Origin of the sequence: Bradyrhizobium barranii subsp. barranii, from assembly GCF_017565645.3 — a bacterium.
Taxonomy (GTDB): domain Bacteria; phylum Pseudomonadota; class Alphaproteobacteria; order Rhizobiales; family Xanthobacteraceae; genus Bradyrhizobium; species Bradyrhizobium barranii.
Genome location: NZ_CP086136.1, coordinates 8694736 through 8714928, shown reverse-complemented (window position 1 = coordinate 8714928; position 20193 = coordinate 8694736). Strand labels below are relative to the sequence as shown.

At 60.5% G+C, this 20193-nt stretch carries 20 protein-coding genes; 17 read left to right on the top strand and 3 right to left on the bottom strand.

Annotation, left to right across the window (positions count from 1 at the left end):
- Nucleotides 1-59: 59 nt before the first annotated feature.
- Entirely contained in the window at nt 60-2636 is a 2577-nt protein-coding gene (locus tag J4G43_RS42590; RefSeq protein WP_208088542.1) for an ATP-binding protein, read from the top strand.
- Here J4G43_RS42590 and J4G43_RS42585 read toward each other — a convergent pair whose 3' ends face one another.
- Nucleotides 2637-2813: a hypothetical protein gene (locus tag J4G43_RS42585; RefSeq protein WP_208088541.1), complete on the bottom strand. Its 177-nt coding sequence runs from the start codon at nt 2811-2813 to the stop codon at nt 2637-2639.
- A gap of 249 nt (nt 2814-3062) precedes the next feature.
- On the opposite strand from J4G43_RS42585, the gene J4G43_RS42580 reads away from it, so the two are divergent.
- The 14 genes from J4G43_RS42580 to J4G43_RS42515 all read left to right on the top strand — a co-directional run bounded on the left by J4G43_RS42580 (nt 3063) and on the right by J4G43_RS42515 (nt 14440).
- A complete protein-coding gene (locus tag J4G43_RS42580) occupies nt 3063-4409 on the top strand; it encodes an ABC transporter substrate-binding protein (protein ID WP_208088540.1) in 1347 nt (448 codons plus the stop codon).
- A gap of 103 nt (nt 4410-4512) precedes the next feature.
- A complete protein-coding gene (locus J4G43_RS42575) occupies nt 4513-5472 on the top strand; it encodes a carbohydrate ABC transporter permease (protein ID WP_166344242.1) in 960 nt (319 codons plus the stop codon).
- Nucleotides 5469-6422: a carbohydrate ABC transporter permease gene (locus J4G43_RS42570; RefSeq protein ID WP_135215678.1), complete on the top strand. Its 954-nt coding sequence runs from the start codon at nt 5469-5471 to the stop codon at nt 6420-6422. The genes J4G43_RS42575 and J4G43_RS42570 overlap by 4 nt, the downstream gene beginning before the upstream one ends.
- Nucleotides 6419-6631, top strand: coding sequence for a hypothetical protein (locus J4G43_RS42565; protein ID WP_208088539.1), 213 nt, complete (start codon nt 6419-6421; stop codon nt 6629-6631). Before J4G43_RS42570 ends, J4G43_RS42565 begins: the two co-directional genes overlap by 4 nt.
- A 6-nt stretch (nt 6632-6637) precedes the next feature.
- Complete coding sequence (locus tag J4G43_RS42560; RefSeq protein ID WP_208088538.1) at nt 6638-7735, top strand: ABC transporter ATP-binding protein; 1098 nt, start codon at nt 6638-6640, stop codon at nt 7733-7735.
- Nucleotides 7728-8735, top strand: a complete 1008-nt coding sequence (locus J4G43_RS42555; RefSeq protein ID WP_208088537.1) for an ABC transporter ATP-binding protein — start codon at nt 7728-7730, stop codon at nt 8733-8735. The genes J4G43_RS42560 and J4G43_RS42555 overlap by 8 nt, the downstream gene beginning before the upstream one ends.
- Nucleotides 8732-9346, top strand: coding sequence for a dihydroxyacetone kinase subunit DhaL (dhaL, locus tag J4G43_RS42550; protein ID WP_208088536.1), 615 nt, complete (start codon nt 8732-8734; stop codon nt 9344-9346). The genes J4G43_RS42555 and dhaL overlap by 4 nt, the downstream gene beginning before the upstream one ends.
- Nucleotides 9343-9744, top strand: a complete 402-nt coding sequence (gene dhaM, locus J4G43_RS42545) for a dihydroxyacetone kinase phosphoryl donor subunit DhaM (RefSeq protein ID WP_028150082.1) — start codon at nt 9343-9345, stop codon at nt 9742-9744. Before dhaL ends, dhaM begins: the two co-directional genes overlap by 4 nt.
- A complete protein-coding gene (locus J4G43_RS42540; RefSeq protein ID WP_028150081.1) occupies nt 9737-10051 on the top strand; it encodes an HPr family phosphocarrier protein in 315 nt (104 codons plus the stop codon). The genes dhaM and J4G43_RS42540 overlap by 8 nt, the downstream gene beginning before the upstream one ends.
- A gap of 5 nt (nt 10052-10056) precedes the next feature.
- Complete coding sequence (ptsP, locus tag J4G43_RS42535; RefSeq protein ID WP_208088535.1) at nt 10057-11655, top strand: phosphoenolpyruvate--protein phosphotransferase; 1599 nt, start codon at nt 10057-10059, stop codon at nt 11653-11655.
- A complete protein-coding gene (locus tag J4G43_RS42530) occupies nt 11652-12077 on the top strand; it encodes a hypothetical protein (RefSeq protein WP_028160804.1) in 426 nt (141 codons plus the stop codon). Before ptsP ends, J4G43_RS42530 begins: the two co-directional genes overlap by 4 nt.
- Nucleotides 12078-12116: 39 nt before the next feature.
- Nucleotides 12117-13106: a dihydroxyacetone kinase subunit DhaK gene (dhaK, locus tag J4G43_RS42525; RefSeq protein ID WP_028150078.1), complete on the top strand. Its 990-nt coding sequence runs from the start codon at nt 12117-12119 to the stop codon at nt 13104-13106.
- A 261-nt stretch (nt 13107-13367) separates the two neighbouring features.
- The gene (locus tag J4G43_RS42520) at nt 13368-13898 is read left to right on the top strand and encodes a DUF1269 domain-containing protein (protein ID WP_028150077.1); all 531 of its coding nucleotides are present in this window, start codon (nt 13368-13370) and stop codon (nt 13896-13898) included.
- 353 nt (nt 13899-14251) lie between these two features.
- Nucleotides 14252-14440: a hypothetical protein gene (locus J4G43_RS42515; RefSeq protein WP_224517481.1), complete on the top strand. Its 189-nt coding sequence runs from the start codon at nt 14252-14254 to the stop codon at nt 14438-14440.
- Between the two features lie 516 nt (nt 14441-14956).
- Here the strand turns inward: J4G43_RS42515 and J4G43_RS42510 are convergent.
- Nucleotides 14957-15148, bottom strand: a complete 192-nt coding sequence (locus tag J4G43_RS42510; RefSeq protein ID WP_208088534.1) for a ParB N-terminal domain-containing protein — start codon at nt 15146-15148, stop codon at nt 14957-14959.
- A gap of 824 nt (nt 15149-15972) precedes the next feature.
- Between J4G43_RS42510 and J4G43_RS42505 the strand changes: the two genes are divergently transcribed.
- Together J4G43_RS42505 and J4G43_RS42500 are read left to right on the top strand one after the other, a co-directional pair.
- On the top strand, nt 15973-16224 hold the full coding sequence (locus J4G43_RS42505) for a hypothetical protein (RefSeq protein WP_135215647.1): 252 nt from the start codon (nt 15973-15975) through the stop codon (nt 16222-16224).
- Nucleotide 16225: 1 nt separating this feature from the next.
- The gene (locus tag J4G43_RS42500) at nt 16226-16438 is read left to right on the top strand and encodes a hypothetical protein (RefSeq protein WP_208088533.1); all 213 of its coding nucleotides are present in this window, start codon (nt 16226-16228) and stop codon (nt 16436-16438) included.
- Nucleotides 16439-18458: 2020 nt separating this feature from the next.
- Here the strand turns inward: J4G43_RS42500 and J4G43_RS42495 are convergent.
- The gene (locus J4G43_RS42495; RefSeq protein WP_208088532.1) at nt 18459-20090 is read right to left on the bottom strand and encodes a winged helix-turn-helix domain-containing tetratricopeptide repeat protein; all 1632 of its coding nucleotides are present in this window, start codon (nt 20088-20090) and stop codon (nt 18459-18461) included.
- Between the last annotated feature and the right edge of the window lie 103 nt (nt 20091-20193).

Genomic DNA, 20193 nt, shown 5'->3' with positions numbered 1-20193 from the left:
TATCCCCATTGGGATTGAAATGCACAGCAAGCTCCGGGACGATTTGAATACGGCAGAGAATGACCATCTTGTCGCGCCTGTTGGCGCTTGTCGCAGTCGCGTTATTGCCCGCTATCTCGATTCAGGCGTACAACGAAGTTAACCTTCGACGCGCGCGCCAAGTGGACGTACAGAATCAGGCGCTCGGTCTCGCTAAGCTCGCCGCCGAACAGCAGCAACAGATCGTTCAGGGCATTCGGCAGGTCCTGATTGCGCTGTCCGAACTCCCTTCGATAAAGGCGAAAGATAGCAAGGGGTGCAATGCGGCGATGGCAGGGATGAGGTCCCGGTTTCCGGCTTTCCTCACTTTCGTCGCTACCGATCTGAGTGGCCAGCCCTTCTGCGATACAAACACGGATCGCAAGCCGGTGAATGTCTCCGGGCGTCCCTACTTTGCGGACGCGTTGAAGACGGGCGCGTTTACGGTGGGACAATTCTCGATCGGTCTGTCCGTCGATCGGAAACTCATTCAGTTCGCGCTGCCTTTCTACGGAGATGATGGTCAGCCAGGGGGCGTCATCATTGCGCCTCTCGGCCTGGACTGGTTAGCGGACTACATCGCGCGCGCGGGTGTTCCGGCGGGAGACGCGCTGGCCATCACCGATCGCAACGGCACCTACCTTGCCCGCTATCCGGACAATGACCGATTTGTCGGTAAGAAATTGGTTCGCGCTGGTGATGAGAGGCAGTATGGCGACGGTCTCGCAGCCGACCTGGTTGATGTCGACGGCGTCGAGAGGATCGTGGGTTTCTCGGCTCTCGGGCCCGATTCTGGGGGACTTCGCGTCAGCTTCGGCCTCGACAAGGCGAACGCCTTTGCCGAGATCCAGAGCCGGACCCGACACGACATCTTCCTCATCGCCCTCAGCGCCATGATGGTGCTGGGCCTGACGCTGCTCGGCGCCCGGCAATTCATCCATCGGCCGCTCGGGCTATTAGTTGACGCCGCGAATCGATGGCGCCTCGGCGACTATGCTCGCCGGGTGAACATCCGCGGCAGTTCTGAAATCGCAGGCGTAGCCGGCGCCTTCAACACCATGGCCGATGCGCTGGATCGCCGCGAGCAGGAATTGTCCGATGCAAAAGAGAAGGCCGAGGACGCCGCGGCCCGGCTTACGATGCTCTTCGAAAGCACGACAGACAGCGTCGTGATCGTCGACCACGATTGGCGGATCAGCTTCTTCAACCAGAGGGCCTGGTCTCAGATCGCTCAGGGGCGTGATCTGATTGGAATGCACCTGCCGGCGTCGCTTCTGGATGCCCGCGATACGGGAATCGTCGAGCAGCTTCGGGAAGTCATGTCGAACCGCCGTCCGGTTTCGTTCGAAGCGCACTGTCCTCGTCGTGCCGCATGGTATGCGATCAACGCGTTTCCTTCTGGCGAAGGGATAGCGATCTTCTTTCGAGACGTCACCGAGCAAAAGCATGCTGTGGAGGCGCGCCAGCGCATCGAAGAGCAGCTTCATCAGAGCCAGAAGATGGAGTCCGTCGGACAGCTCACGGGCGGTGTTGCCCATGACTTCAACAACCTGCTTGCCGTCGTTTCGGGAAACCTTGATCTCATCGAGCGCGCGGCAAATGACGGCAAGATCCGGCGCTTCGCCGCGACTGCGCGGCGTGCCGCCGACCGGGGGGCGAAGCTCACCGCACAGCTCCTCGCTTTCTCTCGACGGCAAAAGCTCAACCCTAAACTGATCAATGCCAACGAGCTGATCTCCAACTTCCAGGGGCTCGTCCGTCAGGCGGTCGGCGCAGAATGCGAGGTTAGGCTGAAGATCGACGAGCGATTGTGGCTCTGTCAGGTGGATCCATCCCTGCTGGAGACTGCCCTTCTCAATCTAGCGCTGAACGGCCGCGATGCGATGCCGGGCGGCGGAGTGCTCGAGATCGAGGCGCGGAACGTCGTTCTGGATGGGGAAGCCGTCGCTGGATGTCCGGCCGGATCATATGTGAGGCTGTCCGTCTCGGATACGGGGCAGGGGATGTCTCCCGAGGTGCGAGACCGGATTTTCGAGCCCTTCTTCACTACCAAGGAAGTTGGCAAGGGCACTGGCCTCGGTCTCAGCATGGTGTATGGCTTTGTCCGGCAATCCGGTGGCTATATTTCAGTCGAAAGTGCCCCTAACGCCGGCACCACGATCTCACTGTACCTGCCGAGAGCCAATCAGGAGGCTCGCGACGAGGTGGAAACTGAACAGACCCGGGCTATGCCGGGAGGCTCCGAGCGAATTCTTTTGGTCGAGGACAATGAAGATCTGTTGGAAGTCGTGTCTGCAATGCTGACGAGCTTTGGCTATCGGATTCGCCTTGCTCACAACGGTACCGAAGCCATCCGAATTCTCGACAGCGATCAGGGGTTCGATCTTCTGTTCAGCGATGTCGTCATGCCGAATGGTCCCAATGGCGTCGAGCTTGCTCGCGAAGCAAAGCGGCGGAACAGCAGGATCAGGATCAAGATATTACTTACGTCGGGCTACGTGGGAGACGTGCTCGCGCGTCACGGGGCGACAGACGAGTTCCCGATTATTCACAAGCCCTTTGGCGTGGCCGAACTCGCTCAACGTCTGCATTCTCTTCTTCAGAAAGAAGATAGTTAGTTAGGCAGGCACGAAGCCAGACGGCATCGCCGTCCATAGCGACAATGCGTATTCGTCTCTAGAGCCAGCCATCTCGCGGTTCTTGCAGATCAGGTCGAGGCAGCCGTGCGCGAACGCAAAGTCCCTGATGTAACTTAAGGTGGCGCAGATCGCATAGCCAGCACCGGTTGAGCGCATGGTCGCTGCCTCAATTTCGCGAGGGGCACCATGACCGAGCGACTTAAGAGCGTGCTTGCAATGTTTAGTATATAGTGTTTCACTAAACAAATCGAGCTTGGCTGAATCCCTAAGAATCCAGGCAGGCGCGAGGAAACGTCCGTTTAGTCGTTCAGCCCGTGAAGGACTGTATCGCTCTGCTCGAAGCATTCGAGCGGGTTGGAGAGTCGCGCCATGTCGATGGCCGACCCCACTGGGAGGGAAAGCGTTATGAAACAGACAGTAAAGGCGCTTCTTACTACGTTCGGAGTTCTCGCATCCGCGCTCGGTGTCGGAGTGGGGACTACTCCTGCGCATGCGCAGGCCAAGACCATCACGCTGTGCTGGGCCGCGTGGGATCCTGCCAACGCCCTGGTCGAACTGTCGAAGGATTTCACCGCCAAGACCGGCGTCGGCATGAAGTTCGAGTTCGTGCCGTGGACCAACTATGCCGACCGCTTCCTGAACGAGCTCAATTCGCATGGCTCGCTGTGCGATCTCATCATCGGGGATTCGCAATGGATCGGGGGCGCTGCCGAGAACGGTCAGTACGTCAAGCTCAACGATTTCTTCACAAAGGAAGGAATCAGCATGGACGACTACATGCCGGCGACAGTGGTCGGCTATTCCGAGTGGCCGAAGAACAGCCCGAACTATTGGGCGCTGCCCGCCATGGGTGATGCGGTGGGCTGGACCTATCGCAAAGACTGGTTTGCGCGGCCTGAGATCCAGGCGGATTTCAAGGCCAAGTACGGCCGCGATCTCGCCGTGCCGAAGACGCTCGATGAACTGCGCGACATCGCAAAATTCTTCCAGGGCCGCGAGATCGACGGCAAGAAGGTCTATGGCGCTTCGATCTATACCGAGCGGGGCTCGGAAGGCATCACCATGGGCGTGTCGAACTACCTCTATGATTACGGCTTCCAGTATCAGGATCCGAAGAAGCCGTATTCAATGGACGGGTTCGTCAACTCGCCCGGCGCCGTGAAGGGGCTCGAGGCCTACAAGGAGCTCTACAAGTGCTGCACGCCGCCCGGCGCATCCAACTCCTACATGTCCGAAGGGCTTGATGCGTTCAAGTCGGGGCAAGTCGCGCTGCAAATGAACTTCTTCGCCTTCTTCCCAGGCCTCTACAAGGATCCGAACGTCGGTGGGGACAAGATCGGCTTCTTCAGCAATCCCGCCGGCCCAGCGACCCAGGCGACGCAGCTCGGCGGGCAGGGCATCTCGGTCGTTTCTTATTCCAAGAACCAGGCCGAGGCGCTGCAATATATCAAATGGTTCTCCGGTGGAGATGTGCAGAAGAAGTGGTGGGCGCTGGGCGGCTATTCCTGCGCCAAGTCAGTGTTGAACGATCCGGGCTTCCCGAACAGCGCGCCGTTTGCCGGCGAGTTTTTGAAGTCGATGGGAATGGTCGTCGACTTCTGGGCCGAGCCTTCCTATGCCCAACTCCTGCAAGCCGAACAGAAGCGCGTGCATGACTACGTGGTGGCGGACAAGGGCACCGCGCAGGAAGCGCTCGATGGCCTGGTAAAGGACTGGAAGTCGATCTTCAAGGAAGAAGGCAAGAAGTTCTAGGGCAAACGCCTGGAGCGCACGCCGAGCGCGCTCCAGGCTCTCTTCGGTAGAACCCGCAGGCGTCGCATAGTCGACAATCGCGACGCCAGGATTGACCAGGGCCATGAACGATTTGAGCACTTCGTCGCAGATCACCTACCGGGCCGTCCCGATCCGACCAGGCGCGATACGTCGTATCCGCGGCCTTTCGGACCAGGCGCTCGCATGGCTTTTCATCACACCGACGATCGTGCTGCTGCTGGCGATCAATATCTTCCCGCTGGTATGGACGATCTACCTGTCATTTACCAACTACCGCGCCAATCGGCCGAACGCGCCGACGCTATGGCTGGGGACCGATTGGTACCAGTCGATCCTGACCGATCCGGATATCTGGGCGGCAATGCAGGTCACGGCGCATTTCGTGGTTTGGACCGTGCTGATCGAGACTGTGCTCGGATTCGGCCTTGCGTTCCTGATCGACAAGAAATTCCGTGGCCATGGCCTGTGGACCACGATCATTCTGTTGCCGATGATGCTCTCACCAGCGGTTGTCGGCAATTTCTGGACCTTCCTCTATCAGCCGCAGATCGGGCTGTTCAACTACGTGGTCGCCTTCTTCACGGGGCGCGGCGCTTCGTCGTTCCAGATGCTGGGAGACGTGACCCTCAGCCCGTGGGCCATCGTCATCGTCGACGCCTGGATGTGGACGCCTTACGTGATGCTGATTTGCCTGGCGGGGCTACGGTCGATCCCGGATTACATTTATGAGGCAGCGGAGGTCGACCGCGCGTCGAATTGGCGGCAGTTCTGGTCGATCACGCTGCCGATGGCTCTGCCGTTCATCATGCTCGCGGTGCTCTTTCGCGGGATCGAGAATTTCAAGATGTTCGACATGGTCAACCTCCTGACCGGAGGAGGGCCGGGCTCGACCACGGAAGTCGCTTCGATCACACTGAAGCGCGCAGCCTTTGAGAGTTGGCGAACCGGCTATTCCTCGGCCTTCGCGATCATTCTGTTCGTGACAGTGTTTGGCCTTGCCAACATCTACGTCAAGGCGCTGAACCGGGTGAAAAGCAGATGAGCGCCTCAAATGCAGCCCACTCAGTCGTCGAACCGTCGACCGGCACTCGCCGCTTTGCCGGCCTGCTCGTCGTACTCTATGCCATCATCACGATGGTTCCGCTGATATGGATCGTGCTCACCTCGTTCAAGTCGCCTGACGATGCGATCTCCTATCCGCCGAAGGTCCTCTTCAAGCCCTCCCTTGAAGGCTATTGCAATGTCTTCACAACACGCTCGCGTCAGACTCAGGAGTTTATCCAGACGCTGGGGCCGCCGCAGGGGCTTTGTGACAACATCGCGCGCAGCCGCAACATGGTTGTCGCCGGGCCGTCGAACTACGTGCCGCGCTTCATCAACTCGCTGATCATCGCCTTTGGCTCGACGGTGCTTGCCGTCGCGCTCGGTACGCTCTCGGCTTATGGTTTTTCGCGCTTCCGCGTGCCTCTCAAGGACGACCTCCTGTTCTTCATTCTGTCGACCAGAATGATGCCGCCAATCGCGGTCGCGATCCCGATCTACCTGATGTACCGCACCGTCGGGCTATCGGATACCCGTCTCGGGATGATCCTGCTCTACACTTCGGTGAACGTCTCGCTCGCTGTCTGGCTACTCAAGGGCTTCATCGACGAAATCCCGCGTGAATACGAAGAAGCGGCAATGATCGATGGCTATACGCGCTTTCAGGCGTTCGTGAAGGTGGTTCTACCGCAGGCGACGACGGGGATCGCGGCGACGGCGATTTTCTGCCTTATTTTTGCGTGGAACGAATACGCCTTTGCTGTGCTTCTGACCTCTGGCAACGCCCAGACCGCGCCCCCATTCATTCCGATCATCATTGGCGAAGGCGGCCAGGATTGGCCGGCCGTAGCCGCCGGCACGACGATCTTTCTTGTGCCGATCGTCGTGTTCACGGTGCTGCTTCGCAAGCATCTTCTGCGCGGGATTACCTTTGGGGCCGTTCGCAAATGAACCTTGATGTGAACACGTCAACGCCGCACGTCAACCTGACGAGCAGAATGTTGCGGCGCGGTCCGCTGGAGGCCATCGCGACGGCGATCATTGCCGCAGGCGTGGTCATGCTGATGCAGCCGTTTTTTCTGACGCTTTATTCCTGGTCTTTCGCGGTCACTCTCATTGGGACGGTGATGTTCATGATCGTCTCGAAGGTCCGGGAGTAGCGCTCGATGGCACAGATCAGGGTCGAAGCGCTCAACAAATCCTTTGGAGAGTTTCACGCAGTCAAGGGCGCGAGCTTTACGGTGGATGACGGACAGTTCCTTTGTCTGCTTGGGCCGTCCGGCTGCGGCAAAACGACAACGCTACGGATGATTGCAGGACTGGAATTGCCGACATCCGGCACGATCAGGCTCGACGGTGAGGACGTGACGATGAACCGTGCCTCCGCGCGAGATATCGCCTTCGTCTTCCAGCTATTTGCGCTCTATCCGCACATGAATGTCCGGCGCAATATCGGCTTTCCGCTTAAATGCGAGGGGATCGGAGCCGCGGAGTGCGACCGGCGCGTGGTGGAGGCCGCTCGGATCCTGCGTATCTCCCACCTCCTTGATCGGTCGGTTTCGACCCTCACCGGCGGCGACCGTCAGCGCGTCGCGCTTGGGCGGGCGATCGTCCGCAAGCCGAAGTGCTTCCTGATGGACGAGCCGCTCGGAGCGCTCGATACCGAGATGCGCGAGGCGATGATCCAGGAATTGCGCGCGCTGCATGACCGGCTTGGCGCGACCACCGTTTACGTCACGCATGATCAACTGGAGGCCATGGCAATGGCGGACCTGATTGCGGTGATGAACAACGGCGTGGTCGAGCAGATTGCGAGTCCGCGCGACATTTATGACCGGCCTGTTTCGCTCTTCGTCGCGGACTTTATCGGTTCTCCAGCGATGAATTTCCTGCCGTTTCGCGGCAGCCTGCGAGCCGGGGCGCAGGCGATCCGGCTCGGGGATCGCGACGTTGCGATACCCACCGCACGCGAGGCTCTGGTGGAGAGCGACCTTGTCCTGGGCGTCAGACCCGAGCATGTGCGTTTTTCCGATAGCGGCATGGTGCGGGGCGAGATCTATGGGTCGGAATATCTCGGCACGACGCAGATCGTGACGGTGACGACGCCTTACGGCGCTCTCAAGGCCCGCTCGCCCGCCAGCATGCCCTTTCGGATTGGGATGAATGTCGGGCTCGATTTTCGGCCCGATACGTTGTCGCTCTTCGACCAGGGGTCGGGACGGGCAATACGCACCGCATTGCACGAGGGAGGCAAGCATGGCTGAAGTCGAGATCGGGGCGGTCTCCAAGGCGTTTGGCAAGACGCAAGCCGTCGTCGATCTGTCCCTCACCATTGGAGATGGCGAATTCGTTGCGTTGCTGGGGCCGACCGGCGCCGGCAAGACGACGACGCTGCGTCTCGTTGCTGGATTAGAGGCGCCCGACAGCGGTTCGGTCCGCATCGACGGACGCGATGTGACCAGTGATGCGCCGGCGGATCGTGACGTCGCCTTCGTATTCCAGCAATATTCGTTGTACCCGCATCTGACCGTGTTCGAGAACATGGCCTTTGCGCTACGCGCGCCGACTCGGCGCCTGCCGGAGGCCGAAATTCGCGCAAAGGTCGAACAGGTTGCGCGTCTTCTCCATATCGAGGCCAAGCTCCACAGCAAGGCGACCCAGTTATCGGGCGGGCAGATGCAGCGCGTTGCGATTGGCCGCGCTCTGGTGCGCTCGCCCTCGATCTACCTGATGGACGAGCCGCTTTCTTCGCTCGATGCCAAGCTGCGCGGTGAAATGCGCCTGGAGCTTAAGCGCATCCAGATCGATCTCGGCGCGACGATCCTCTACGTCACCCACGATCAAACCGAGGCTATGACCATGGCATCGCGCATCGGCGTGATGGAGGCCGGGCGGCTGATGCAGATCGGCACGCCGCGCGAGATTTACGAGAACCCGGTCAACGCCTATGTCGCTGCCCGGCTCGGCCAGCCGATGATCAACCTGCTGCCGGCAACTCTATTTGCCGGCGTTCCGCCCGGCGTTAAGACGATTGGCGCTCGTACCGAGCACCTGGCGATCGCACGCAGCTGCGGGGACGTGTCGGCCACCGTCACGCGGGTCGAACATCTCGGCGACCAGAGCCATGTCCATCTCGATCTCGGCGGCCAACCTGTCGTGACGTTGGCGGACCCTGAGGCGAGGTTAGACGTCGGCGACGTCGTGTCGCTACGCCTTAACAGGCCGCTGTTCTTCGATGCGGCCGGCGGGAGGGTCGCGGCATGAGTCTCGATCGGACCTCTAGGGAGAATCTGGTGCGGGCGCTTGCGGAATCGGTGATCCAGCACGCCGACGAACTGACCAGCCTCGACCAGGCGATCGGTGACGGCGATCATGGGCTGAACATGAAACGCGGCTTCGAGGCCGTGCTCGCGACGTTGCCCGGCCTTGCGGACAAGTCTCTGCCAGAAATGCTGAAGTCGATCGGAATGACGCTGGTCATGAAGGTTGGCGGAGCCTCTGGGCCGCTGGTTGGCACCTTCTTCATGGAGTTGGGCAAGGCGCTTCCAGAGCAGCCAACACGCGCGGAGTTTGTCGCGGCTACGGATATGGCAATCAATGCCGTAAAGGCGCGCGGACGCTCGGAGGCAGGACAGAAAACCATGCTGGATGTCCTGGTGCCCGTGCAAGCGGTATTGGCTGCAGGCGGCGATGCGCGGGCGATTGCGTTAGAAGCGGTGCAGGCGGCCGATCGCACGACGCCGATGCTCGCTATTCGCGGCAGGGCTTCTTTTCTCGGCGAACGCTCCATTGGTCACATGGACCCCGGTTCGCGCTCAACGTCCCTGTTGATCGGGGCTGCAGTCAAAGTATTGGAATTCGAGGCAAGGTCATGAACAATCCAAATGGCGGCAATGTCGGAATCGTTATCGTTTCACATTCGCCCAAGATAGCGGAAGGCGCGGCAGATATGGTGCGCCAGATGGTGGGCAATGCGGTGCCGCTCGCCTGGACCGGCGGTGATGTCGATGGAGGGCTCGGCACGAATGTTGCTGGAATCCTGGAGGCGATCGAGGCGGCGTGGTCCGCAGCAGGTGTGGCTGTGCTCGTTGATCTCGGTGGAGCGGAGACAAATTCCGAGATGGCGGTGGAAATGTTGGCTGAAGATCGAAGGGCGCGCGTCGTCGTCTGCAATGCTCCGGTGGTCGAAGGAGCGGTGATTGCAGCGACGGAATCCTCGGGTGGCTCATCGCTCGCAGCCGTCAAGCGTAGCGCGGAGGAATTCTATGCATGATGCCCACGCCAGCCGGGCAGGTGAGACGTCGGTGCCGCTGACCGCCTCGGCGGTTCTCGTCAACAAGGTCGGACTTCATGCGCGGCCGTCGGTCAAGCTCACGCAGTGTGCGAAGAGGTTTGCCGCAAAGATCGAACTCGCCCTCTCTGGAGACGGGCCTTGGACGGATGCCAAGAGTCCGGTGAAGGTGATGCGTGTAAAAGCTCCGCAGGGGGCGACGCTGCATTTCCGGGTCGCCGGACCGGACGGAGAGGTGGCGCTTGCTGCCATGCTTGCGCTTGTGCATGACGGTTTTGGTGAGGCTTAACGGCAGTGGCAGAGATCCAACTTATCGGCCGTGCTGCGTCGCCGGGCCTCGCGTTCGGGCCGGTCGCGGTGCTGACTGCGGCCGTGGCCGGGCGAATGGCGAGCGAGGATCCGGAGCAGGAGGCTGCGGCGCTGCGGGCGGCGATTGGGGGGGCAAGGGCGCAACTCGCCGAGCAGATCAAGACGATTCAGAGTGAGGCGGCAGACATTCTGGAGTTCCAGGCCGCCATGTTGGAAGACGATGCACTCACAGATACGGCATATGAACTTATCGCGATCGGGATCGCTGCCGACCATGCCTGGCGCCGGGCACTCGACCTAGAGATCGCCGGCTATCGCGCGGCTGAAGATGAATATTTCCGTGCCCGGGCCGTTGATATCGTTGACATCCGCGATCGCGTGCTTGCGCATCTGGGCGGTGTGGATGTCGTCGCCGGAATCGCGGGCGGTTCGATTGTTGCGGCTGAAGATATCACGCCTTCGACCTTTCTTGCGACTGACTGGTCGCAAGGCGGCGCGATCGCGCTGGCCAGTGGCTCACCTTCCTCGCATGTCGCCATGTTGGCGCGTGCGCGCGGGGCGCCGATGGTCGTTGGGTTAGGTCCGTTGTCGTGGCATGGACAGCCACCAGTCTTGGCGCTGGTAGACGGCGACGCCGGAAGGGTCATCTTCGATCCGGAGCCGGAGACCATCCGTCTCTTTGAGCTGCGTATGGCGGCTGCGAAGGCCGAACTGGCTGTCGCCGAGGCGACCACCCTTGCGCCTGCCTTCGTCGCCAATGGTCGGCGGATAGCGGTTCTGCTCAATGTCGCCGGGCCTGAAGATCTTGCAAACCTTGATTCCGCAATTTGCGACGGCATCGGCCTTGTACGCACGGAATTCCTGTTCGAGGCGGCCCACGGCCTGCCGGACGAGGAAACGCAATACAGGGTCTATCGAGACATTCTCGTCTGGGCCCAAGATAAGCCGGTGACGATCCGGACCTTGGATGCAGGCGGAGACAAGCAGGTTCCCGGTTTGACGGTCGAAGGTGAGAGCAATCCGTTTCTCGGCCTCCGCGGTATCCGCCTCTCGCTCGCGCGGCCGGAGGTGTTTCGCATGCAGCTCCGCGCGCTCTGCCGTGCGGCTGTCCATGGCACGCTGAAAGTGATGCTGCCTATGGTTGCGGTCCCGTCGGAATTGGACCGCGCGAACGAAATACTTGACGCGGAGTTCACAGCCCTCCAAGCGAAAGGAGTTGCCTGCGCTCGACCGCCGCTCGGCATTATGGTCGAGGTTCCAGCGGCGGCGCTCTGTGCAGCGGATTTTGGCGCTGCATTCTATTCCATCGGTTCGAACGATCTAACCCAGTACACCATGGCGGCGGCGCGCGACATCGGCGCAGTCGCTGACCTCAATGATACCAGCAATCCGGCTGTGCTGGCACTGATAGCCGCGACCGTCGAGGCCGGGCTAAAGCGAGGCGTCGAGGTTTCGCTCTGTGGCGACGCCGCGGCCAACACTCACCTCACGGCGGCGCTGCTCGCGACCGGATTGACAACTCTCTCTGTGTCGCCGATTGCCGTCGCACGGCTCAAGGCCGCAATCGCAAAGGTGAGTTCATGAAGGACGATGTCGGCAAGGACACGCCCGGTGACAAGAATGTCGCAGAATACAAAATAATCCTGCGAAAGGTACTCGACAATCGGCCCTCGGGGACGCGCCTGAAGCTTGCGGCGGCGCTGGGCAAGAATCGTTCGTTCGTGAGTCAAATCACGAATCCGGCTTATCTGGTGCCGATCCCGGCGAAGCATGTCGCGGTCATCTTCGACGTCTGCCATCTGTCCAGCGCCGAGCGTGCGGCATTTCTCGATGCGTATGGCCGCGCGCACCCCGGAAGATTGCGCGCACCCCACCGCGAAGCGCGCACGCGTGTCATTACCGTGACCGTTCCTGAACTTGGTGACGACAAGAAGAATCGTGCGCTCGAGCAGCTCATCGTGGATTTAGCCGCGCAGCTCGCGCGCTTTGCGGAAAGCGTCGGTTAGCCATTGAATCGAACCTTAGACCGGACTGGGAGAACGCTCATGAAAAAGCTGATCAACAGCGCCGATACTGTACTCGAAGAAAGTCTTGACGGCCTCGCCGCAGCGCACGCCGATATCCTGCTTCTCGGCGCCGAGCGCAAATTTGTGCGCCGTCGCACGTTGAAACCAGGCAAAGTCGCGCTGATTTCGGGAGGCGGCTCGGGACATGAGCCGCTGCATGCGGGCTTTGTCGGCCTGGGCATGCTCGACGCGGCTTGTCCTGGCCAGGTCTTCACCTCGCCGACGCCAGATCAGATGATCGAGGCTGCGGAGGCCGTCGACACCGGCGCAGGTGTGCTGTTCATCGTCAAAAACTACGAAGGCGATGTGATGAATTTCACCATGGCAGCCGAGATGGCCGGCCGAGAAGTCGCAAGCGTGGTGACGAACGACGACGTGGCGGTCGAAAAGTCGACCTACACGACCGGTCGTCGCGGTGTCGCTGGAACGTTGATCGTGGAAAAAATGGTCGGCGCCGCTGCCGAGACCGGAATGCCGCTTGCCGCGCTCAAGGCGCTCGGCGATGAAGTCAACCGGCGTACGCGCTCGATGGGGGTAGCTCTATTGCCATGCACTGTGCCGGCCGCCGGACGGCCAAATTTCACGTTGGCCGACGATGAAATGGAAATGGGCGTCGGCATTCATGGCGAGCCTGGCCGGCGCAGGGTACCGTTGGCTTCCGCCGATGCGATCGCCGCCGAGGTGCTCGACGCGATCCTGAAGGATCTTGCGCCGAGCAAGGGCAGTGAAGTGCTGCTTCTCATTAACGGATTTGGTGCGACGCCTCTGATCGAACTCTATCTGATGGTCAATGCCGCAAAGCGGACTCTGGATCGCGCGGGGATCACGGTGACGCGCTTCCTGACCGGTTCCTACGTCACATCCCTCGACATGGCCGGTGTCTCGATCACCGTATCGGTGCTCGATCGCAAAGCCACGACATTATGGGATGCCCCGGTGCAGACCGCAGCTCTGCGTTGGGGCGTCTGATTTCCGCGCGCGGCTCATTTTTTGCTGATATCGCAAATCTGCGTCGTGTGGGGAGAGGCGTTAGCGGTCTCCTGACTCGCACCTTGACGCCTCATCTTGTCGGTTCTCGCGAGCCGGTCCGCCCGTGCCGGATGTGCCCGCCGCCTCCCGTTGTGCCCGGAGCGCCGTCATCCGCTATCCGTAGCGGCTTGCCTGTCCCGCGCGACCGGGCGCATCCTCTCTCGCATGGGCAGCAATCGTTCGAGTAGAGGAGCAGAACAGATGAGCGACCTTGTCGTAATTGCATTTCCAACCGAGGCGAAGGCGGAGGAAGTTCGTCAAAAATTGCTGGCCATGCAGAAGGAGTATTTGATCGAACTCGGCGATGCCGTGATCGCCGTGAAAGACAGCAACGGAAACATCAAACTAAATCAACTGATCAATACCACGGCTGCTGGTGCGGCTACTGGCGCCTTTTGGGGCACGCTGATTGGCCTGATCTTTTTGATGCCGCTTGCTGGTGCTGCCCTTGGCGTCGCGTCCGGCACACTCAGCGGATATTTAACGGATGTCGGCATCAACGACAAATGGATGAAAGAGACCGCTGCCGCCGTTCAACCCGGAACCGCAGCGCTCTTCGTACTGGTGCGCAAAGTCACGGCAGACAAGGTTCTTGAGAGGCTAAAAGGCGAAGGCGGCACGGTGCTAAAGACTTCTCTCGACCACACTAAGGAAGCCGCCTTGCAAGCGGCGCTGGCAGAGGTCAAAGCGGCGGTACCGGCGGCTTCGCCTCCTGATTTGCCGGGCGCTTGAAACGATGGCGACCGCCTCCCGACGACCGCTCTCGGCATTACCGCAGCCCTCTCTGGCCCAGTGACGCCGCACCGGGTGCGGTCATTGGTGCAGTTCCGGGTCCTTTGTGAGGGCCAGAGGCAAGTGCCGGGACCGCGCGACCGCGCCGTATGAATATATCTGAAATTCATCATACCGCGTTAAATTTAGTGCGATCCGTTCACGTGCCTGAGCCCGAGGCACAGCGTTGACCTAGATCAAGCCATTGATGGCGGTGACGTTCTTCTGAACGGAGAGGGCCGCCGGGTGAGTGTCCGGCTGGGCTTGTTCTTTTAGGATTTTGATCTATTTCGCAAAATGCGTGAGGGATGCAGATGTCGGACAATCCCATCGACGTGATCGAAGCCGCCATTCGCTCCGCCTTCACCAGTTACCCAAAGGAAGACGACCCGGATTGGAGAAGTCCGCACTGGATCAAGTCTGAAGAGTGCACGCACTTGGCACAGGGCATACTGCTGGAATTGCACGCAAAGGGATTTGAAATCGTGAAGAGGCAGACCTGATAGATCGGCGGCGGGCCCGCGCAATTGGTCATTTGAGGTGACCAGATCTCGCGACGTGACACAGGCTCGACGCAGGCGGCCATTGCGCGCCGCTCGACCGGCACCTTGCGGGCGTTACCATTCTTGCCCGTGCGCTTCCCAACTGCGACAGATGTCGCAGTCGATTTCTTTCGCTCGAACCTTCGTTGCGGCATGGCCTCTGCGCCAGTGCCGCCGGCCGCACCGCCTCGACCGCCTCGATCACGCCAGCGGCGCGTGGGAAAGGGAGGGAGAGCTTAAATGGAGCGGGGCTGATGGCAAGAGCGATCAGACGCGAACCAACGATGCCCCTATTTGCTTTCCGGGGTCCCTCGGAGACCAGGGCCAAACGGGGGTGATCGATTGTCGCACTTGCGCCACATCGCGCGCCGCCTTTGTGTACGGGACCGCATAAAAATTAAACCAGGAATGCGCGATGGCAAAAATCCTCGTTGGCGTTGTTGCGATGCGCCGAACAACGTACGCTCGGCGAGCGGCTCAGTTTGTATGTCGAAGAGAACTTCCATAATGCTTGAAGAAGTTATCAAGCTTCACTGGTTCGCCGGTATCTCGCCAGAACAGTCTTTTACCGAGGCTGGCCGCCACTGCGAGGCGGTGGTGGCCGCCGATTAAAGTATGGTCATCGGATGCTGTTGCGATGATCTCGCCGTCTTCGTCCACGATTTTCATGTGCTGCCTCCAATCCAGCGTGCGGTCAGGCCGCCGCGATGGTGCGCAATCTATCTAACTTTATGCGGGCCCTGGGCGTTCCACCCCATGAAGATGATGGCTTCCGTATTCGACATGCGCCACATCGCCGCCCTTTGTGTACCAACTGGCAAGGCCCGATTGCGGAGGGCGCGCGCCAGCACTCGACGGTCCCGGGCCTGGAAGCCGCCCGGCGATGACAAATGGGCAAATTGTTTGTTGTGGATCAATTCCAATGTGCCCAGACAGTCGTACGCTGCGCCGAAAACGAGGGAGGTTCCACATGGCATCAATCTTCTCGACTCCCCGTCCAGAAAAATGCCCTCAATGTGGTTCTGGGTTGGTCCATCTAGAGTGGCGTGAGCGCGTCAATGCCCAAGAAATCCATGACCTTTGGCGCTGCTTTAACTGCAAAAGCGAGTTTGTCACCGCCGCCACTCCTGATGAGAGAGAACCCTCGGTCGTCGAGATAACCAAGCCCTTCTTTACGAGCCTAATAGTCTAATCGACTGGCGTGGCTCGCGCTTTACTTGACGCCTTGACCGCCGACGCGCGCCGTTCGGCGGAGATCGTGCGGCGTGAAGCGCTTGAGGCCCAATAAATCACAGAGCCGGGGCGTCTTGCTCTTGTCCTCGTTCCGGCGCCAAACGCCACTCTTTGCGACGATTGGGCAAATAGGTCCTTGCCGTTACCTACTGTGAGCTTCGTCAGGCAGGATGCGAACGAGCAAGCGCATCCGGTCCTCCACTGGCCCAGGAAACAGGCTAAGGTCGCAGCCCCCATCAAGGGTCAAAAGGACAAGCTCGATGACCACAATCAAGTTCTTGGCGACTGGATTGATCGCGATCACCGTCCTTACAACGACCGCCGTGGCTCGCGAGAAATTCGCAGCCGGGCCAACGCGCATCACGGTGTACGGCAAGCCCTGTCATATATTCAATACCGGCCCCGGCGGCTGCTGGATTGTCTGGGAGGGCATTCCAATATGGTTCGGTCCGTCGGTCCGGGGCGTGCCCGGCCGCATTTGCGACAATGGCGACAATCCGAGGATATGTTGAGATGCGGACGATAGGAGGTGCGCAGCGGTATCCGAGGCAATCGCTGCGCGGTTCGGCCCTCGGCGGCGTCGGTCAGCGCGGCGGCGGCGAGAAGTACGCGCGGGTGCTTGTGCTCGCGTTTCGGCACCGTCTCGCTGAAGTGCCGGATCGCATCGCGCAACGTGATGAGCTCGGTGCCGCTGGGCAGCACGATCCGAGTGTCAAAGCGGCGTAAGCAACCATCGCATTCAGCCATGCTGACGGCAGTCCGACGGTATCCGTTCGCCGCAATCAAAGCGCGCGTATTTCTCGCGAGTCCACGCCTCATGAACGCGCGAGGCCTGGAAATTGGCCTCTGTGCTCTTGGGCAGATATTCGCTCCATGCCACCTCGAACGCCGCGCGGGAGCCGCCTCGAACGACGGCGCCGAGCCTTTGCGGTGCTCGCCGGGCTTCGAGCCGGGATAGAAGCCGCACTGCCATTGCCAAACCTCGGACGAATCTGGGGTTTCCGACGGCTTTTGCTATGCTGCCGACGTGATGTCGTCAAAGTGGATGTGCCAGCAATCGCTGCGGTGCGGATCGCGCCGGCGGGTGAGGACGGGCATAGGCGCATTTGGGCGGGGCCGGCAAGGTGCGGCGACCCGGATTGGCCGCGCCCGCTACTGGTCGAGCGGCCCCTTCCAATCTGTAAAGTCGTATACGGCCCACCATCGATGCAGTGTCTGCCCGCACGCTTTGCAATCGAACCGCCCGCTTGCCACGACCGGCCGCCTTATTTGGATAGCGCTGTGAAGCGTCCCGCAAAACAAGCAACTAAAAAAGACGCGCATTGGTCATCGATCCCCGGTCGAAGTGCACCCCGTGCGTTGGGCCAACTGGGTCGCCATAGTAAAAAGGGCAGTTTGTATCTTGGCAGTTCAGGCCGAATATTTGTGAGTTCGCGCCAACGAGGGTCCTCGGTCGCGATGCGGCGCGGTGGGCCCAGGGTGCAATGAGTGCACATAATTCACAAAGGACAAAAGGCCCGGCTGGGCCGGGCCCCATTGCACGCCACTCGCGTCGGTGACTTGTGAGTTCAGAGGCCAAAGGACCAACCGATTGCGAGACGCTGGCTCACTGGCGAATCAGTACCGTAATTTGTCGACACAATTGAGGCCAACGACGGTCGTCCCCGAGCATCTCAAGCTCGGCACTATGCGGCAGTCACGGCCATGGCAGCGATCCTCACGGCCTATCCCTTCGGCGGCTGCAATTCCCCAGCAAACCACCTGGCGACCTCGGGCGACGTGATCGGATCGGCTTCCTCGCAATGCAAGCATGTCGGCCGGAGTGGGCCCTTGCCATCCGGTCGCGCTATCAGGACCAGCGGCTTGCCGCAACGCGCACAATTTAAGGTTTTGGATATCCCGTCCATCGCCTCATTATGGCGCGTGGAACCGGAGAGTCCAGATATTGATGGCGATCTCCGCGACTGACACGCACACAAATTCGCGAATGCCTCATCAGGCTACCGCATCGTCCAGCCACAGTTCGAGCAGCGCGCGATCTGCGTCGCATCCCCTCGGCCGCCAAGAGCACCTGGGCGCGCGCAGGCGCGGCATGCACCTGCGGCAGGTCGGTGCCGGCGAGCGGCGGCACGGTTTTCGGCAACGAATACTTTCCTGACCTCTCGGCGAGCAGGAAGTCGATCCGTGTCCGAACCGCAAACGAGGAAATTGAACTTTGTCTGATACTACAATTTAGCGAGTTTACCTTTAGCTAGAGTGTACGCGAATGGCGGAGCCTAAGCCGACCTCGCCGAAAGAAAGCTGCCACAAAATGAAGACTGCTTCGGACTCATACTCCTGCAGGAGGTGATTTTGGCAACTACACTTGGGGATGTCCTCTACAGGTTTTTCTGGGCGGTAGCGCAAGCATGGATGACGCTTATTGCGGCTGGCTTCGCCTGGGATCGAATCAACATCTATCTAGCAATGGTTGGCCTGGGCCTAGCGGCGGCGTCTTGGCTGATCGGGTACGCGCTTCGATACGTTCTCACGGGCGGAGATGATGTCATGTCGAAATTGAAGAGAGACAGTTGAATAAAGGCCACTTCGGTTGGTAGCTTCTGGACGTCGCCTGTTGGCGGCCCTTGACACCGGCCTCAAACGGCAAAGCGACGCGGATCACTCCATCCGGAACGGCCTCGAAGCCGCTTCTGCGCCGAAAAAGGCCGACTTGGAATGATCACATCAGGTTCACTCGCCTGAAGCTTTACTGGGCCATTGCCGAGGTGTTGCTCTTGCGAAGTCTGTCGAGGTCCTCATCAACCGCCAGAGCCATCGGCGTATTCCGCGGCGTCATCCGGCACGTCTGCAAAGAGGGTGCGGCCGCGACCAAAGCTGGCCACGCCGCCTCCGCGTCGGCGGCATGGCCGGTACGAATAAGCGACGATAGCCAGACCGCCTTGCAGACACCTATCGCAGGTGTTCGATCCATACATTCGCGGGCGAAACGCAGCGCATCCTCGTAATCCTGCACGGAATAGCGCAGCCTTGCCCCGTAGAGCGCGTAGTGTGCTGGGCGTACCGGGTTCCAGGAGATCGCCTTCTCGAAGGCTTCAATCGCTGCCTGGGTTCGACCGGCATAATGCAATGCACCGGCAAGGACGACCCAGTTGTCCGGATCGCCAGGGCCGAGCTCGATCGCCCGCTCGGCCGCGCTCACCGCTGACTCAGGGTCCTGACCTGCGTCGGTTACTAAGGACAGCACTCGCCACGAACTGGCACGCAGCGGGTCCAGCGCAATCGCGCGCCTGACGTCAGCGATCGCCTGCGGCAAGTCCTGACGACCGAGCCCAGGATCGTGATGGCCAAAAATCAGCATCTTCTTCACCAGTCCGAGTCCCGTCCACGCGGGCGCGTAGTTCGGATCAAGGCGGACCGCCAGTTCGAGTTCCTGCCGCGCTTGGCGGAGGCTCTCGGAACTTGGTGCCATGGTCAGCGCAAGCGTGCGCAGCACGCGCGCATGCACATCAAGCGAGGCCGGCGCGCGGCTCCGTAACGCCGCCCGGTCCGACTCGCGCACGGTTGCACCAAGCGAGGCGCTGATCCGAGAGATCAACGTTTCAGTAACGTCGGGCAGGTCCTGCGCAGTGGGCTCGAACCGGCCGCTCCAGACGATGCGGTTGTTGCCGGAATCGATCAATTGCACGTGGAGCTGCAGCCGGTCGCCGCGTCTCTCCGCGCTGCCATCCACAAGGTAGCGAGCGCGGGTCATCGCAGCGATCTGCGCCGGCGACAGGTTCTTGCCGCTAAGTTCGGCTGTGGCGAGGGTTGAGACGATGTGCAGGTCGGGGTTGCGCGCAAGTTCGGAGGCAATCATGTAGGCTAATCCGTTGCCGTCCGGACTGCCTTCCTGAGAGGTGTTAAGTACGCGCAGGGGTAGAACTGCAACATCGGCCACCATCCTGTTGTGTACCTTGGGGGGCCCGGAGCCGGCGCCGGGCAGTAGAAGTTGCCAGACCGCCACGATCGCGACTGCCACCATCGCAAGGGCGGCGGCCAGGCGATAGAATCTTCGCACATCTCGCGGCGCCGTGTCGGCCGCGTCAACGATCAGAAGGTAACCACGTCGTGGCATCGTTCGCACGACTTGCTGCCGGCTGTCACCGAGCGCGCGCCGGATCTCGACCACGCATTGCACGAGCGAGTCGTCGGTGACCGAAACGCCCGGCCACACTCGCGCACCGAGATCGAGTTTTGTAACCAGCTCTCCGGGACGGCGCCCCAATTCAAGCAACACTGCCAGAGCCTGAGGCCGCAGCTCAACGGCCTGGCCGTGCCGGTCAAATAACTGCGCCTGATCCAAATTGAGCGTGTATCCGTTCAGCCGCAGGCAGGTCATGCGCACACCTCCCGCCATTGATCTTAGCGGAACGGAAAGTGCGTCTCAAGGCAGCGGCAGAGCCCGATTTCGTCCTTTATCGTGCCTTTTCGTACGGTTTTCC